The organism is Evansella vedderi, assembly GCF_030813435.1.
Classification (GTDB): domain Bacteria; phylum Bacillota; class Bacilli; order Bacillales; family Salisediminibacteriaceae; genus Evansella; species Evansella vedderi.
This window is the reverse complement of the sequence record NZ_JAUSUG010000024.1, coordinates 71,888-89,332: the sequence shown is the minus strand read 5'-3', so window position 1 is coordinate 89,332 and position 17,445 is coordinate 71,888. Positions and strand designations below refer to the sequence as shown.

Below are 17,445 nucleotides of genomic sequence, written 5' to 3'. Positions count from 1 at the left end.
TCCAGCTAAATGGATAATCTATCGAATTGGGCCGATATTCTATCGAATTTCAGCTATAATCTATCGATTTCAACCATTAATCTATCGAACTAGAATGATTATTATCTAGCTCCCATGAAATAAAGCAAAAGGACAGTTTCGATACGGCACGAAATGTGTGCTCGAAACTGTCCTAACGTCAACTTAGTTAAAATAATCCACTAAGCCTCTGTATATACCTTCTGCAGATCTTTCTTTATAAATGTTTTGCCTTAGTTTATCTGCGTCCCCTCTGTTTGTGAGGAAGCCCACTTCCACTAAGATGCTTGGCATTCTCGTTTGGCTAATCACTCGGAAATTTCCATGGTGGATACCGCGGTCACGGGTGCCTAACTGTCTTACAAGATGATTTTGCGTTAATCTTGCTAATCGCTGGCTGCTGGCACTGCTGTGAGTCCTATTCCAGTATGTTTCCGTCCCGTTTGCTGCTGTGTGTGTAGACGCATTAGCATGAACACTAACGAAAGCATGACCGTTAGAATTGTTTGCGATTTGTACACGTCGATCTAGGGAAGGGAAAACATCCGTTGTACGTGTCATGACAACGTTTGCTCCAGCCATTCTTAGTTTTCGCTGTAAAACAAGGGAAATGTCTAGCACAACATCTTTTTCCCTTAGTCCGTTTGCGATAGCTCCTGGGTCTGACCCTCCATGCCCTGGATCTACCACAATTGTTTTTCCCCGTAGAGGAGCTCTGTTAGTTGTCGAAACTACCTGGAGGTTGGATAGGGATGCGTAGGCCACGCCGCCTCTATGATCAATCTTTGCCCAGTTGTTTACCGTATCTAACACTTGAATTTCCGTGTTTCTCGCGATACTACCAACTATGCCGTGGTTCGTACCCGGTCCTGAACGAATAGTAAGATTGGACGTATTCACAACCTTGGCAATGGCAATCGTATTTGGATTCTGCCTCTGTTCAGGGGCTTTCAAGCGAAGCTCAGGGTAAATCGTTCTAGCTAATAACACCGCAAATTCCTGTCTCGTAATGTGTTGATCTGGTCGGTATGTATTATCTGAAAACCCAACTGTAATCCCACTACTTGAAATTCTATCAATAGCCCCCTTTGCGAAATGATTGGCTGAAACATCTCTGAAGGCAATTGGATTTTGAATCGGCTCCATATTATGAGCTCTCGTGAGGAACGCTGCTGTTTCTCCACGGGTAACAGGGTCATTCGGTTTAAACGTGCCGTCTGGATACCCAGATACCAACCCTTTTTCCACTGCAGCAGCTATAGCTCCGGAGGCAAAATGGTTACTTGGAACATCCCTGAAGGAGGTGGACCTCGTTCCAGTATTCAGGTCGAGTGTTCGGCCGATCATGACAATCGCCTCCCCCCGTGTTACTGGACGATTAGGGTGAAAATTTCCGTCGGGAAATCCCCCAACAATGCCGTCTCCTGCTAATCTATTAATCTCGCTTAAATTAGTATCTGGAAATCTAGCATCAGCAGATGTTGGCGCCACTAGAGCAATGGTAAAAACGGAGATAATAAGTGCAAATGCTATATTCATATGAGGTTTTTTCGAACTCAACACTAAGGTTGTCCCTCCTTTTCTAAGCTGTTTTATTTGTCGAATTTTAGGTTACTTTATCATTTTATCATTAATAGGAGTTGTACTAGCGGGCCAGTTATTGGTAATTTTACTATGAATGTAGGTGCACTACAGCTAAATTAGAAGGATGTAAAGCTGTTTTTCAGGTTGAGTAGTGGGGATGGGGGAAAATGTACTTTATTTGGGGCTAAATGGAGGAGGTTTGGGGTTTAATCGAACTAGTATGGGGTTTAATCCATAGTGTTCGGGGTTACATTTACTTTCATTAACAAAATTATCAAAACCTAGGATCTAGCGGCAGAGACCCTAGGTTTTTTCCTATTTAACTCATGAAAGTTAAATTCTAACTATTTATTTTGGTAACGATTGTACCGGCAACTTTTCCGTTATGGATCTGCACCATTCCCGGTTGGTTGCCAAAATTTGTAGTCAGATCCAGCTGTTGAACACGATCCACATAAATTTTCAAGCTAGCTCCCTCTTTCACTACTTGAAAAAGATGGTAGGCTTCCGGGTTAAAATCTGTTGATAGCTCCGCAGAAAAACTAGACACCTGTTGAGCCTTTTCATGAACACTCACCTTTAAAGTTTTTGCAGAAGGATCCATTTCCCACTTCACATAGTTATTTTCATCTACAAAAAATGCAAACCCTGACACTGAATTTTTTCCAGGTCGAAGGTTTGTTTCAAAATGATAATCAGACAAATGACACTTACTTAAACCTTCGTTCACCTGCTCCAATAGTGGTAGAAAACGGCCGTCGAATTCCGGCTTTAAAGGCACCGGTATTTCCTCGAGGCTTGGCGGCTCTAACCAAATGTGATCCCCATCCCATTGGAACCGCCCTACCCGAACGCGCCTTTCAGGAACATCTTCCCCGGGCTCGTAGCCGTGGTAGACAATATAATCGTCTATGCCGTTGGGACCTTTCACAACAACGTGATGTCCAGGGCCAAGACAGGCTTCATTCGTTTTAAGAATAGCCTCACCGCCCCGCCATTTTTTCCAACTTGTATCGTTCATGCCTTCCGTTCCCATCGGTGTATCCGATGTGGCATAGTAAACACCGTACGTATCGTCTCCGAAAAATCCAGCGCTGTACATTTGAAAATACTTGCCGTTCCGCTTCAGTACGAAAGGACCTTCATTCCAGAAAAAGGAGTGTTCCTTATTCCCTTCCCATAGATGCTCCGGCTTAACGACCATTGTGGGATTGCCGCTCAAGGTTGTTAGATCTACCATGCGGTCCACCACATTCCCCGTTCCAATGACACCGTTTGGTCCACGAGTGTATTCGTTTCGAACGTTATAGAACAAATAGTAGGTCCCGTCTTCATCTTTAAATGGATGGGCATCAATGGACCATTCGTCCGTCAGGGGCTCCGCCGCTAACTTGAAAGGACCTAGTGGGTTGTCGCTCGTGGCCACTCCAATCCGGCGTACGGCATCATTTTCAGAACCGTCTTCATTCATAAGTGCTGCTGTGACATACATGTAGAACGTACCATTTTCATGGATGATTTCCGGTGCCCAAAGACCAATTTGTGCCCAGTGGTCCGGATCATCGGAAGCGTGCAGAGCAATCCCCTGCTGCTCCCAATCCACTAGATTTTTTGATTCATAAACACGAATTTCCCTTGGGCCTGTGTGATATAAATAGTATTTCCCATTGTATTTACACACAGCTGGGTCACCGTGATCAAGACCTTGAATAGCGATGACAGGATTTCTGTAGCTCATTATTTATCACTCTTCCTCGGTGGAGAATCGTTTTCTATTTCTACCTTCGTTAATATTCCTAATGATCTCTAAATCAATTTTTGGCTTACGATCGTAGGTTAATAGTCCGTTAATTTCCTGCTCCACATCTGTCAGCTGCGTATAGCAGAACCCTTGAACGAGTGGAGACTCAAGCATTGCAGAAACTACTTTGTAGTATTTCTCCTCGAAGTCCTCATCATTCGTAGCACCGGAATAGCCCCAGCCTTCCCAATTACTCTTCTTATAGGCAATACCGCCAAATTCCGTTACTTGGATTGGTTCCCCATTATACTCATAGCCTGGCACGTAAATGAGACGGTGTCCTGGCTGGGAATTCATGATGTTTTCCACGGAACTGTATCGCTCTTTTAAAACTTCTTTGTCGCTCTCGTAATCATGGATCGTACACATATCTGACTTTGTGTGCTCCCACCCGTCGTTAGAGATAACTAAACGAGTAGAATCTAGAGACTTCGTTAAATAGTACATTCCAAGGGTATGATCCTGCTGGCGCTTATCCGCTAATAGGCGTGGTACACCCCAACTTTCATTGATTGGCACCCATGCAACTATGGATGGATGGTTATAATCCCGCTCCATCGCCTCTTGCCACTCGGCAGTCATCCTGCGAACGGCATCATCTGTGTATGTGTAAGCATTGGCCATCTCTCCCCAAACGAGAAGACCTAATTTATCGGCCCAGTAAAGATAGCGAGGGTCCTCAATTTTTTGGTGCTTGCGGGCGCCGTTAAAACCCATTTCCTTTGTTAATTCCACATCTTTCTTAATGTCTTCATCAGACGGTGGAGTCAAAATACCCGTTGGGAAGTAGCCTTGATCAAGGACTAGTTTCATGTAGTAAGGCTTGTTGTTCAGCATGACAACACCGTTTTCCACGGAGATCTTTCTCATTCCGAAATAGCTGTTAACCTCATCTATTGTTGTGCTGCTGTCTTTAATCCGGAATGTAATATCGTATAAATTCGGATGCTCCGGACTCCAAAGGCGGCCAGCATCATGGACATTAAAATCATTGAGGTAAATACTGCGGGAGCCTTTATTGGAAGTAAGTTGTACAAGGTCCTTTGCTACCTGCTTTCCGTCAAAGGAAATATCTATTTCCAATAGCTGATTAGGCTGTCCTTCGTTAACCAAGTATTCAATGGTGATTTCGTCTTTATCAATGTCTGGTGTCATTTTTACCTTTTCTAAGTAGGTAACTGGAACGGCTTCTAACCAAACCGTTTGCCAAATACCAGTCGTTCTTAGATAAAAGATTCCTTCGGATTTTTCTTCCCAATATTGTTTTCCACGAGGTTGATCTAAATCCTTCGAAGCATCCTCTACTCGGACGACAATTTCATTTTCTCCTTCTTGCAGTACATTTGTAATTTCTGCGTGGAATGGAACATGTCCCCCTTCGTGGAAGGTAACGAATTTACCATTAACATACACCCAAGCTCCGTAATCTACTGCACCGAAGTGAAGGAGAACTCGCTGGTTGTTCCACTTTTCGGGAACGGTAAAGGTTTTCTTGTACCAAACAAGATCGTGGAATTCCGTTTCTCCAATTCCACTAAGTTCACTTTGATAGCTGAAAGGAACGGTAATTTCCTTTGAAAATGTGTGGTTGTTTCCTTCAAACCATTTATCGGTTAAACCTTTATTTTCATCGTCATACTCGAATTGCCATTGCCCGTTTAAGTTAAGCCACTGCTCCCGCTGAAATTGGGGGCGTGGATATTCTGATCTTGGAATAGTCATATGAAACACTCCTCTATCTAGGTTTTCTCTAGTTCACAAAATTGTGCGGGACCCGGTCCCTTTAGTTAATTAATTAATTTTATTTACTATAGTTTCATAGTATAGTAACTGATTAATGGTTTCAAGAAGTATTTATTAAATATATTAAATTATTTTATAAACCAACTGGCTCAATCTAATTCCTTCCCCCTGTTACTGGTCCTATTTGATTCCCTTCGCCTGGTACTCCATTTTCAATTGTCGGCCAACCATCTTCCCAAATAATTTTGTCTAACATGAGTGGTCGTCTAGTGATACCACTGCCAATCCAAGCCTCATCTTTGTCAATGGCATGATAAATCATCCAATCCTGTCCTGCTTCATCGGTGATAATGGCATTGTGTCCTGGACCTACGAATTGATCGCCGCTACTTAAGATGAGTGTACCACTTGAGTTAATGATATCGTTTCCATCTCTGTCTAAATAAGGGCCTTTCAAGGATTCAGCACGTCCCACCGCTACACGATATTGACTCCACTGACCTTCACAGCAGGAACCTTTAGAGCCAAAGAATTAATAATAATCGTCTCGCTTAATAATGTATGGAGCTTCGAAGTCTGTACTTGCGATTTGGAATTTCTCACCGACGTAATCAAAGCCATCTTCACTTAACTCAATACCCCAAATACCGTACCAGCTACCCCAAAATAAATATGGGGTTCCGTCATCATCTAGAAACATTTGCGGATCGATGGAATTGTTTACACCGATTTCTTGGCTGTCAAATAATTTTCCTTGATCTTCAAATGGGCCTTGCGGCGTTTCGGAAATTGCCACTCCAATTGCTGGGTTCGGGTCACCCCAAGTTGATTGAGAGTAATACAAATAGTACATATCATTGTAGTAAACGATATCTGGTGCCCAGATTCCTCCATCTTCTTTCCAGCTTGGTTTCTCATGGAAAGCTTCACCGACATATTCCCAATCTACTAAATTTTCAGAGCGAACGATCGGTACTACTCTAGATCCCATTCCGTCGCCCCAGTTATCTTCTGTTCCGTAAACATAATAGAACCCGTCTTCTGCTTTAATAATAGAAGGATCTGCAATGACTGGCTCAAATACAGGATTTTGATATTCCGGGCCAACAGCAATTTTCTCTTCTTGTTCATTAACAAAGGAATAGACAATTCCCACAAGAGCAAGGACAACTACGGTCATCAGTCCCCAAATAATCTTTTTGTTCATCAATGGACACTCCTTTTAAGTATCTTCCTTTAGTTAGTAAATAAAATTAATTTATATAAACTACTGTGAATTATAGCAAAGTGTCAGTAAAAATGTTAAGGAATTTTTTTCTTGCTCCATTCCCTTCATTAAATACAAAAATTACAGTCTAACTTGTTTGCTACCTGTTTCCCCTTCATCTACCGCAACTTCACTTCTCATCAACTCTACCTTTCGAACATTACATCAATAAGACAGTTTATAAATTAATTTAATTTTTTATTGAAAATAGCTTGATAGAATTTATTCTATGATGTAACATATGTGTCAGAAAGTAAATTTATTTAACTAACTTACATGTTGCATCTAACTAAAGTATTTATTATGAAGTAAGATGCTATTTTTTCACCAATATATGTAAGTGCTTTCATTATCCTTAATAGGAATTCGGATGAATCGCATGCACTCATCCTTTCCACATAAAAAACTCTTATATAGGGGGAAATTTCATTGAAAAGTTATAAATTGTTGATGGCCTTTATGCTAAGCGCTGCCATGTTTGTTGCTGCCGGTTGTAGTGAACCAACGCAAGAAGATCCTGGAAATGCTGGAGGCGATGGTGATGATACAACTACGGAAACTCCTGGTGATGTTGGAGAAGCAGAAATTACTCTAGAATTCTGGAATGGTTTTACTGGACCAGATGGTGAAGATATTGCAAAGATTATTGCTGATTTTAACGAGAAATACGAAGGTGAAATTGTGATCCGTTCGCAAACGATGCCATGGGCAAACTTCTACGATCAGTATCGTACTGTAGTAACTGCTGGTGAAGCACCTGATATTGCTATTATGCACTTAGATCAAATTGCTGGCTATGCTCGTTACGATTTATTAACTCCACTTGATGAGCTATCCGCAGATATTGGTTTAGTAGCTAAGGATTTCATTCCAGAAGTTTGGAACGCAGGTGTATATGAAGGGCAACGTTTTGGTATACCTTTAGATGTACACCCATTAACGTTGTTTTATAATGTGGACTTATTAGAGGCTGCTGGTTACTCTGAGCCGCCAACAACGTATGACGAGTTATTAGAAATGTCATTGGCCATTCAAGAAGCTACAGATGCTTGGGGAATTGCCATGCCAGTATTCTGGCCAAGTAACATGATTTTCTACACTTCTTTAATGTCTCACGGTGGGGAATCTGTTAGTGAAGATGGTTTGACTCCACTTTATAACTCACCAGAAGGTCATGAAGCACTTCAAAAAATGGTTGATTTAGTTTACAAACATGAAGTATCCCCTTCTGACGTTCAAGCAGATGGTGAAGTAACACTATTCCGTCAAGGAAACTCTGCTTTCCACTTAAACGGAATTTGGATGATTGCTGGATTTGAACAACAAGATGGACTAAACTTTGCTACTGCTCCTGTTCCTGCATTTGGTGATCAAGAAGCAGTATGGGCTGGATCCCACAACTTTGTTTTACCTAAGCAACAAGATGAAGACCCTGATAGATTAGAAGCGGCTATGAAATTTATCCAATTCGTTTCTGAAAACAGTTTACAATGGGCAAAAGCGGGTCAAGTACCTGCCACTTACACTGTATTAGAGAGTGAAGAATTCAAAGCACTTGAGCATCAATACAATGCTTCCCAACAGAACTTCGTATTCCCTCCATCTACACCATTTTATGGAGATGCTTGGGGACCAACTGGCCCAGCCGTTGACGAAGCAATGTTAGGTCAGTTAACTCCAGAAGAAGCACTAGAAAGAGCAGCACGTGAAGGTGAAGCAAACGCTCGTGAGGCTGCAGAATAATAGCTATAATTAACCTGAATTAATGGGGAGGGGGAAAGTTCCCCTCCTCATTAACTAACTAGGGAGAGGAATGAGCATGAACGTATCTAATGTAAAAAATAACGCTCCTCGAACAAAAAGTAGGAGAAATTGGAAAGAAAAGCTAACACCTTTTTTATTTATTTCACCACATTTATTCTTTTTTATCATTTTTTTAGCCTATCCAACGTTTTATGGCCTTTATATTAGTTTTCATAGTTGGAACTTCTTCACGGACATGAATTTCGTTGGATTACAAAACTATGCCAATATTTTATGGAACACCGATAGTATTTTCTTTGATTATTTCTGGGCTGCATTTCGAGCTACATTAATCTTTGTTGTGTTATCTGTTCCGTTCTTAATTATCATTCCATTATTTATTGCACTTGGAATTAATGCGAGACCATTTGGTCATAATTTCTTTCGTGCATTGTTCTATGCACCGAGTTTATTATCTGTCGTTACCGTTGTACTTATTTGGATTTGGTTGCTTGATACGAATGCAGGATTAGTTAACTACTATATAGGTTGGCTTGGGTTTGATAATATTCCATGGTTAACAAGAGCTCCTTGGGTTTGGATTTCACTAGTAGTAATGACAATCTGGTGGACGATCGGTACAAATATGATCTTATTTTTAGCTGGCTTAGGTGAAATTCCTGACCATTTATATGAGGCCGCCAAAATTGACGGTGCAAATAGAATCCAACAGTTTTTCAACGTAACACTTCCAGGCTTAAAGGGGCCTTTAGTCTTCGTTATGATAATGACAACGATTGCCTCCTTTAATGTTATGGCCCAGCCTCAGCTAGCAACCAACGGGGGACCTGGCTATGAAACAAGAGTGTTAATCCTTTATATTTACGAGGTTGGGTTTACTGGCGGTAATCCAAGGGCAGGGCTAGCAGCTGCTATGTCTGTCGTATTAGGCTTGATGCTTCTCTGTATCAGTCTTGTACAATTTAAATTAATGACAAAAGAAAAATAGCATTTTTATGATAGATTGGAGGGAGATTTATGGCGATCGAAGATAAATCTTCAAAAAGAATTAGTTTTATTTTCTTAAGCATAATGGCTTTATTTTGGATATTACCCCTCCTTTGGGTACTATCTACCTCGTTAAAACCAGAAAGCCAGGCTATTTCCTGGCCAATCCGCTGGATACCGGAAACATTAACATTTCAAAACTACCAAGACGTTTTAATGCGTCAAGACGTGCCAGTATTACGATGGTTCTGGAATAGCTTTTTTGTAGCTACCATTCATACTGGGTTAATGCTGTTATTTAACTCTATGTCTGCCTATGCCTTTGCCCGGTTGAAATTCCGCGGCCGCGATGTTTTATTCTGGGGGCTGATGGCAACGATGATGATACCTCCAGTAATGAACTTAGTTCCTCTTTACGGACTAATTAGTTCTATTGGCTGGGTTAATAATTACGCTGCCTTAATTTTTCCAGGACTGGGTGGAGTATTTGGCATTTTCTTACTTCGGCAATTCTTTATTGGAATCCCCCACGAGCTGGAGGAAGCTGCAAGAATGGACGGAGCATCTCCTTTCTTCATTTACTGGAAGATTATCTTACCATTGGCAAAGCCAGCATTAATCGTTCTTGCCCTCTTTACATTTATGGGTAACTGGAACGATTACCTCTGGCCATTAATTGTTACAACAAGTGCTGACATGAGGACGCTGCCAGTTGGTCTTGCTATCATGCAAGGGCAGTTTAATATCCAATTTGCTAAGCTTATGGCAGCAACGATTCTTTCGGCAATTCCTGTCATTATCTTGTTTATGTTCGCTCAGAAGTTTATTGTAAAAGGGATTGCACTATCAGGAATAAAGGGATAATGTCTTATGAAAAATGCATTAACTGTCTTTCATCGATCTGTATATGATACGTACCAAAGCTTAGGGGTCATTCTATGGTCTACTATTCTGTGGTGGCTTAGTGTGTTACCGATTATCACATTGGGTCCAGCAACCGCTGGACTCTTTTATGTTATTAACCGTAAAAGAAATGATGTGACAGCAGGACCTCGTGACTTTTGGTATGGGATGAAAAAATACTTTTGGATTGGTATTCAATTATCCTTCCTCTATTTATTTGTGGCTGTTCCAGGGCTAAGCTATTTCTTTATTTTGTTAACGTTAGATAGCTTTTTCACCTATTTCACGGCAATGATCATTCTCTATATTCTTGTCATGTGGCACCTGTTAATGGTTTATACTATGCCATTTCTTGTGGAGCAAAATATAACCAAAATCTCCACCTTACTAAAGCGCTCCTTACGCTTAGTAGCGGAGAATTATATGTTCACCATCAACATTGCCCTATACATGGTTATTATCACTTTAGTATGCAGTATCATTACGATCATGCTCGTTATCTGGGCCGGATGGATGGCTGTTACAGCATATAACTCCCTCCTCTACCTTTTAAATAAATATGAACCAAACCAGTACCAGTTTGATCCCGAGGTTCATTGGAAAGGATCCTTAAGGCCTTGGAAAAAATAGAATATAACTGTTAAGAATTATTTAGAGAGTATATTATGGCTTGGCTACGCTACAGGCGGAACAATTACGCCTAAAGGCAGCCCACGTCCTGTGGGCAACGGCGTAATGTCGCCATCCTGGCTCCCGCGGGCAACACTTCAGCCTCCTCGGGAAAACCGCCCTGCGGTGTCTTCAGCCGTTGCTTTTCCCGCTGGAGTCGCCGCCTTCCGCTTCTCCAAGAAAATATAGTAAATAATTCAGTTATCTTCATGGGACGAGCATTCTATTGTGAAACTGCAAGGGAAGTGGCACAGGAGTAATTTTTTAGAAAGCAGTCTGATTTTTTTATAAATAAACACTTGATTAAATAAAAAAATGGTAAAATATGATTAATTAAATTTGTAACGGAATTTTTATTTTCATAAAGAATTGAGGTTTGAAATATGACGTTTATTCCACAGACGGGTAGTTTTGAAGGTATGAAATCACTTAATAAATCTGCCATTTTAAACTTAATTCGTCTCAAAGGTCCCATTTCTCGAGCAGAGATTGCAAAAATAACAAAATTAACTCCCCCTACTGTTGGTAGTATCGTCGGTGAATTGTTAGAAAACAATATGCTCGTTGAAGAAGCAGGGCAAGGGAAAGCACAGGGCGGTCGGAAGCCAATTATGCTCAGCATCAATACATCTGCCTTTTATGTTATTGGTGTATATGCTGCCGCTGAAGTTATAAATACTGTTATTGCTACGATTGGTGGGGAAATTGTATCTAGCTACGAAAATAAACTAAACATTAAACCTTCCAAAGAAGAATTTCTTGATATGATGAAGAGCGGAGTTAGGGAGGTTATTAGAAGCAAAAGGATGAAGAGAGACTCCATTCTTGGAATTGGGGTTGCCATGCATGGTCTTGTAGACCCTGAGAAAGGCTCCTCCGTATTTGCTCCGCACTTACATTTAGAGCATATTCCTATTAAAGACTGTCTCGAGGAGGAATTTGAGATTCCAGTCCTGGTAGAAAATGATGTTCGGACACTTGCCTTAGCGGAAAGTTGGTATGGCGAGGGACAAGGAAACTCTAACTTTATCTGTTTAAGTGTTGGTTTAGGGGTAGGTTCAGGAATTGTGATTAATAATGAAATATACAGTGGTCTATATCATTCTGCAGGAGAAGTCGGGCATACGATTGTAGATGTGAATGGTCCCCGCTGTACTTGTGGCAACTATGGATGCCTAGAGGCCTATGCTTCGGAATTTGCCATTCTAAACCGGATAAAAAAAGGAATTCGTATGGGTCGAGATACGGTCATCAACCGCTGGATTGACGGCGATGACAGTAAGCTGACGATAGAAATGGTATTTCGTGCTGCGGAAGAGCAAGATCCCTTAGCCTTAGAGATCCTCGAAGATTCTGGCCGCTACCTCGGAATTGCCATTGCTAATATTATTAATATCATTACCCCATCAAAGGTAATATTAGAGGGGAGAATTTTTGAAGCCGGCGGCGATACAATTTTAACGCCATTAAAGCAAATGGTAAAAAAATCTTCGTTGAGGAATTCACCAGGAGAGGTCTCCATTGTATGCTCGAAACTCGGGAAAAAAGGCATGGTAATGGGAGCCTTTACCTTAGTTTTACGAAAAATGTTTACCCCAGGCGGGTTGTAAGATTGCTTATAAGGCTGGGTAACTTTGATGATAACATCAAGTTACCCAGCTTTTTTGTATATTGAACGGTTCTGGAACGCGCTTCTCCCTTCTTCCATCCTAATTGCGTTCCTTCCATAAACATTTACAAAAACTATTTGCCATCTAACTACTTAAACTTCCCTCTCCGTTCCACAAATTCCATAACAAGGGCGATGACAAGGGACAAACCGAAAGTAATAGCTAAAAAAATCATCATAATTATATCCAAAATTCCTTCTAAACCTACGGATATAAAGTTAAGTTTAAAATAAAAGACCCCTATTCCAACTAAACAAGCAATGGATGGTATGTATTTTAATAATTTATTAGATCGGGATTTGCCAACTTTATATAAAACAAATGTTACTAATACTATTATTAGAATTCCGAAAACTGCAGATAATTGAACCTCCATGAATAATCTCCTTCCCTATATAAAACTATTCCTCATTTTACCATAAAGACACAGGTTAAAAAGATAATTGCCATTCCCACAACTTTTTTTATATAAATTGATAACTTTAGGGCAAACTTATTTTATCTATGTTGAAAAAATGGAGGTTGAATTTGTGGAAAATACTAAGGATCAAGCTCTTACATCAGCTGAGCTTTCCCAATTATGGCAAACGTATATGGGAGATACTTCTCAGATTTGCGTATTATCTTATTTTGCGAACACAGTGGAAAACTCCGATATTAAATCCAATATTGAATTCGCATTAGATAGGGCATCTGGTCATGTAGATTTCATTGCCAATATGTTTAAGGCTGATGGCCACGAGGTCCCAAAGGGTTTTAGCGTAACGGAGGATGTGGATGTTAATGCCCCAAGGATTTTCTCCGATGACTTTATGCTTGAATTCTTACATCAATTTGCCCGTATCGGCTTAAGGGTCCACGCCTTAAACCTGTCTTTAGCTGTTAGGAAAGACTGTACAAGCTTATTTAAACAATGCGTAGAGGACTCTGTAAAGCTCTATGAAGCCACAAGAGATTTATTGTTAGAAAAGGGACTTTTTATTAGATCCCCCTATTTACAATCAGCACATAAGGTTGATTTCATTCAACATCAAAACTTCTTGACTGGGTTTTTTGGGGATAAACGGCCTTTATTAGCTCCTGAAGTGACTAATCTATATGCCAACTTCCAGCGAAATGCTTTAGGGACAGCTACCATGCTTGGATTTATGCAGACGGCTGAATCGGAGGATGTGATTAAATACATTACAAGAGGGAAAGAAATTGCTGAGAAGCATTGTGAAGTGTTTAATTCGTTCCTAGGAGAAAATGATCTTCCAGCCTCACTCTATTGGGATTCGCAGGTCACTGAAAATACCCATCGTGTATTTTCAGACAAGCTCATGATGTTTATGACAGCATCATTAACAAATAACGGGATCGCCTTTTATGGCCTTGGGGTTGGGAGTAGTCTACGAAAGGATCTTGGAGTTATGTATAATAGGCTGATAGCAGAAATACAGATGTATGGGGAAGATGGAGCCAATATTATGATTGATCATGGCTGGTTGGAATCTCCGCCTAAAGCAAAGGATCTATAATAAAACCAAAGCAGGCCCTAACCTTAAGGTGCCTGCTTAACTTATTTATGCTTCTGTCATACTTTGATTTTCGCTTCAGTACTCGCTTCAATCAACTTTGTTAAAATATCAATATTGCTCTTTAACAGAGGCTATTTATTATAAAACCGTATTGGAACTGTTCCTACAAATAGTTTTGCCAGCTCGTGGCTGCGGTATTGTTTATTGATGCCTTCTACATCTAAATAGGCAACGGATACGTGGTCCATTTGTCCCGTTAAGTTTTCTAAATATTCGTCTAGGTTTTCACTTCGTTCACTGTAGCCTAACTTATCGTAAACGGAATTTTCCATTAGTAAGAAGGTATAAAATCGATCGTTGGACCGGTACAGGGTTCTTAGAAATTCCCTAGTGACTAGTGCTACTTCACGATACGTTGGATACTCGTCTTCAAAGTGCTCCACAATCAATCCCATGTCCAGCAGGATCACATCTGGATTCTGGGCTCGAATGAATTGGACCGCATCTAAGTAGATGGGACGATCCTCCTGAGGTTCATTCATTTCCACCCGTTCCGGTCTGTACTCATCAATGTTTTGCCAAGAAGTCCGTCCATCCTCCAATAAGTCCGTTTCAACCTTTCCTTCCTCTTCATCCACCTGTTGCCGTCCTTCCGTTCCACCTTGCCTGTCCTCTTGCTGCTCCTCTTCTAAGAAGTCCTCTCCGTCTTGTCCTTCTGGGTAAACGGGGGCAACATAGGCTGGATCAATCCAACTTAGCTCTAACAAATCGTAGTCATACTCTTCTTGTAAAAGCTCTTTCGTTTTCTCTGCCCACGGAGGCAGGTCAAGTCCTGCCAATTCATCGCCAAGACCTGTTGATTCCATTACCTCACTAGAAGGAATATACACTACTTGAAGCTGTTCCTCTCCCAAAATTCGGTGTATGATCTTACTTCGCAATGGACCATCTAGATCCATTGTTTGTTCCCTTAAGTCATCAGGGATATTGGCATTAATTATCCACTCATCTCCATAGGTTACATCGCGGATGGCTCGTTCGTCCGCCTGCGTAAATACCACTTCATGTCGGAAAAACAACATAAAGGAAAATACGGTAAAGAAGAAGATGAATGGAAATAATTTTCCCATGAGCTTCTTTCTATTTTTCATTCAAATGCCTACCCTTCATCGTATTCTGCGCGGTCCCACTTTCCACCACGACGGGGGTCAGCATTCCCATCAATCACTCCTTCACGAACATTGTGAATAAGGGCTTGAATTCCACCAAAATACATGTTTCCATTTTCAATTGTTGTTCGGAACCCTCGATTTAGGAGATGTTCCCGCAAGATAGGATATAGCTCTGATTGTTGATAAGCAGATTCTAATCGAACCTCAAATTGCTGTAACCCTTCGTTGTAGTCGTATTGGAAGCGAAGCATTTCAACAGCATCGTCAAAATCCATCCCTTGCAAACCGTAATATACTAATGTATGGGCCATCATCATTGGAATTCTTGCTCCACCAGGAGACCCAATTCCAATTACCTCATTTACATGTCCTTCTATTTCTTCAATGAGAATAGCCGGAGTCATGAAGCTTCGAGGTCGTCTGCCCGGTTTTGGCTCATTAATGGAACCTGGTGTTTGACTGAAATTACTTAACTGATCGTTTAGGAAAAACCCTTTGTAGTACTCTCCTGAGCCAAAGAAATTGCTTAATGTGTGTGTTGCAGAAACCATACGCCCATCCTTATCCACAATGACAAAGTGCGTTGTATTATTATGGTGATTTAATTCTGATTGTGCATCAAAAAATGGGGATGCCTTATATTCATTTTCTCCAAAAAAAGCCGTTGCCATCATGCCATCTGTTTCCTCTTTTATTGATTGCGATGGCTCATCCTGTTGATGAACGTATTTTTTGCGGATAGGCTTGATTTTTTCCACCAATTTCCGGCTGCGCCAATCTGTTTTTTCCGATGGTAAAAAGGTTTCTGTTCCTTCCTCTAATTCCATATTATCTTCTGAGCCTGGAAGGAGATCATCTTGGATGATTTCTAGTTCTCGCTCCCACTCAGCTATCATGTTTCTGACATAATCTCGTTCGTAAATTTCTCCCATCTTCCGTCGAGCAAGCTCTGATGTATTAGGATCACCAATATCCGATAAACGGCGGCGATACGTTCGATCATTGATGCCGATCATGTTTTCCATAAAATCAATGTACTGCAGTAACGTAGTTTCATCCCAGTTAGCGAACGGTCCTTCCTCGCCATTTGGCGGAGAGAAATTGTAGCTGTCCAACCCCATTTCCTCTGCCATTTGGAGGGCTTGTACCAGTACAGGTCCCCCCAATGGAGGTGGTGCAGCGTAAACAGTATAGCCCATGTACGTTCCTGTTGGAATCTCTCCCTCCTCCCAAATGGTATATTCCTGAAAATCATTTTCTGTTATTAGTGGATATTTTCGCGCCATTTCTGGAGCTAGCACTTCATGAAAGTATGCCTCTGGACCGAGGTCACGGATTTCTTCCATCGTTTCTGCGAGCTCCGTTTGAACTAACGTCTGCCCTTCTCGGATAAAATCATTTTCTGGAAAAAAATGCGGGATGGACGCGTGATAAATTCTGTTTTGAGCGTAAAAGAAACGGTCTGCTAAATAGGCATCTACTTCAAAGCCTTCCCTCGCCCTATCAATAGAAGGCTGGATGAGGTTCTCCATCGGAATTGTCCCGTATTTTTCATGAAGGTGGGCCATTCCTTTTAGAAAACCTGGAACGCCGAAATCACGCATTTCTTCACGGTTAATATCCTGCTCCGAAATAGGTGGCAGTGTCTCATCTTCTTTTTCATGGGATTCGTTTGTCGTTGTTTCCGGCTCCTCATCCTCCGAGCCTACAAGGGGATCCTCCTCCTGATCTGCAGCCTGATCTGCTTCCTCCTCCATTTCTTCTGTTTCCGGAGTCGTTGGAACTGGAACATCTGTAGTAGGCTCCTCTTCTTCCTCCAGATTAAGAGGCTCCGTTTCCGCTTCAGCAGCTTGAATTCGTCGCTGCTCCTCCAACATGGAGGTTGTGACTAATTCAAGGGGCGCCGTTTCCCGGTAATCTATGTATTGAACCTTGTTTTCCGTTTCCATATTAGGATCATAAATAAGCATGGAACCTCCCCCGCCAATACCGGAGCCATATGGTTCCACTACTCCTAGCATAAATGAGACGGCGATGGCAGCGTCAATGGCATTTCCACCTTGCTCCATAATCTGCATACCAACCTCTACTGCATACGGATTGGCTGCACTTACACCATAGGCCGTTTCTGAAGCTAACGGTGGTAACTCTTCTTGCCGTGTGCGAACCTCCTCCCGCTCCGGACTCACTTCAATAACTGCTCCTATGATAAAAATTATAATAAGTGGAATCCCTATCAGGTTCGTTAACTGACGTAAACGCATCGCATCTCACATCCTTTCCTCTTTTAGCATCTACCCTAAAAATTCGAATCTTGTTGTCATTCGCTACGGTCCACTCCCTTTCC

The 17,445-nt window shown here is 41.4% G+C and carries 12 protein-coding genes and 1 pseudogene; 6 read left to right on the top strand and 7 right to left on the bottom strand.

Going from position 1 to position 17,445, the window contains the following annotated elements; translation table 11 throughout:
• Nucleotides 1-183: 183 nt before the first annotated feature.
• The 4 genes and pseudogenes from J2S74_RS22950 to J2S74_RS22935 form a co-directional block, all read right to left on the bottom strand.
• Complete coding sequence (locus J2S74_RS22950) at nt 184-1,581, bottom strand: N-acetylmuramoyl-L-alanine amidase (RefSeq protein WP_307330663.1); 1,398 nt, start codon at nt 1,579-1,581, stop codon at nt 184-186.
• Nucleotides 1,582-1,942: 361 nt separating this feature from the next.
• The gene (locus J2S74_RS22945) at nt 1,943-3,340 is read right to left on the bottom strand and encodes a glycoside hydrolase family 43 protein (protein ID WP_307330660.1); all 1,398 of its coding nucleotides are present in this window, start codon (nt 3,338-3,340) and stop codon (nt 1,943-1,945) included.
• Nucleotides 3,341-3,346: 6 nt separating this feature from the next.
• Nucleotides 3,347-5,125 (bottom strand): glycoside hydrolase family 2 protein, encoded by a 1,779-nt coding sequence (locus tag J2S74_RS22940; RefSeq protein ID WP_307330657.1) that lies wholly within the window; start codon nt 5,123-5,125, stop codon nt 3,347-3,349.
• A gap of 175 nt (nt 5,126-5,300) precedes the next feature.
• Nucleotides 5,301-6,326, bottom strand: a pseudogene (locus J2S74_RS22935) (DUF5005 domain-containing protein).
• Nucleotides 6,327-6,842: 516 nt separating this feature from the next.
• On the opposite strand from J2S74_RS22935, the gene J2S74_RS22930 reads away from it, so the two are divergent.
• The 5 genes from J2S74_RS22930 to J2S74_RS22910 all read left to right on the top strand — a co-directional run bounded on the left by J2S74_RS22930 (nt 6,843) and on the right by J2S74_RS22910 (nt 12,346).
• A complete protein-coding gene (locus J2S74_RS22930; protein ID WP_307330655.1) occupies nt 6,843-8,156 on the top strand; it encodes an ABC transporter substrate-binding protein in 1,314 nt (437 codons plus the stop codon).
• Nucleotides 8,157-8,232: 76 nt separating this feature from the next.
• Nucleotides 8,233-9,165 carry a carbohydrate ABC transporter permease gene (locus tag J2S74_RS22925; RefSeq protein ID WP_307330650.1) on the top strand — a complete coding sequence of 311 codons (933 nt, stop codon included), beginning with the start codon at nt 8,233-8,235 and terminating at the stop codon, nt 9,163-9,165.
• Nucleotides 9,166-9,194: 29 nt separating this feature from the next.
• On the top strand, nt 9,195-10,028 hold the full coding sequence (locus J2S74_RS22920; protein WP_307330648.1) for a carbohydrate ABC transporter permease: 834 nt from the start codon (nt 9,195-9,197) through the stop codon (nt 10,026-10,028).
• Between the two features lie 6 nt (nt 10,029-10,034).
• Nucleotides 10,035-10,697 carry a DUF624 domain-containing protein gene (locus J2S74_RS22915; RefSeq protein WP_307330645.1) on the top strand — a complete coding sequence of 221 codons (663 nt, stop codon included), beginning with the start codon at nt 10,035-10,037 and terminating at the stop codon, nt 10,695-10,697.
• A 422-nt stretch (nt 10,698-11,119) separates the two neighbouring features.
• Complete coding sequence (locus J2S74_RS22910) at nt 11,120-12,346, top strand: ROK family transcriptional regulator (RefSeq protein WP_307330642.1); 1,227 nt, start codon at nt 11,120-11,122, stop codon at nt 12,344-12,346.
• Between the two features lie 148 nt (nt 12,347-12,494).
• Here the strand turns inward: J2S74_RS22910 and J2S74_RS22905 are convergent, their stop codons facing one another.
• On the bottom strand, nt 12,495-12,782 hold the full coding sequence (locus J2S74_RS22905) for a hypothetical protein (RefSeq protein ID WP_307330639.1): 288 nt from the start codon (nt 12,780-12,782) through the stop codon (nt 12,495-12,497).
• A 154-nt stretch (nt 12,783-12,936) separates the two neighbouring features.
• Here J2S74_RS22905 and J2S74_RS22900 point away from each other — a divergent pair, with 154 nt between their 5' ends.
• Nucleotides 12,937-13,926 (top strand): DUF3231 family protein, encoded by a 990-nt coding sequence (locus J2S74_RS22900; RefSeq protein WP_307330637.1) that lies wholly within the window; start codon nt 12,937-12,939, stop codon nt 13,924-13,926.
• Between the two features lie 131 nt (nt 13,927-14,057).
• Here the strand turns inward: J2S74_RS22900 and J2S74_RS22895 are convergent, their stop codons facing one another.
• Nucleotides 14,058-15,077 carry a hypothetical protein gene (locus tag J2S74_RS22895; RefSeq protein ID WP_307330634.1) on the bottom strand — a complete coding sequence of 340 codons (1,020 nt, stop codon included), beginning with the start codon at nt 15,075-15,077 and terminating at the stop codon, nt 14,058-14,060.
• Between the two features lie 8 nt (nt 15,078-15,085).
• Nucleotides 15,086-17,362: a gamma-glutamyltransferase gene (locus J2S74_RS22890; protein ID WP_307330631.1), complete on the bottom strand. Its 2,277-nt coding sequence runs from the start codon at nt 17,360-17,362 to the stop codon at nt 15,086-15,088.
• Between the last annotated feature and the right edge of the window lie 83 nt (nt 17,363-17,445).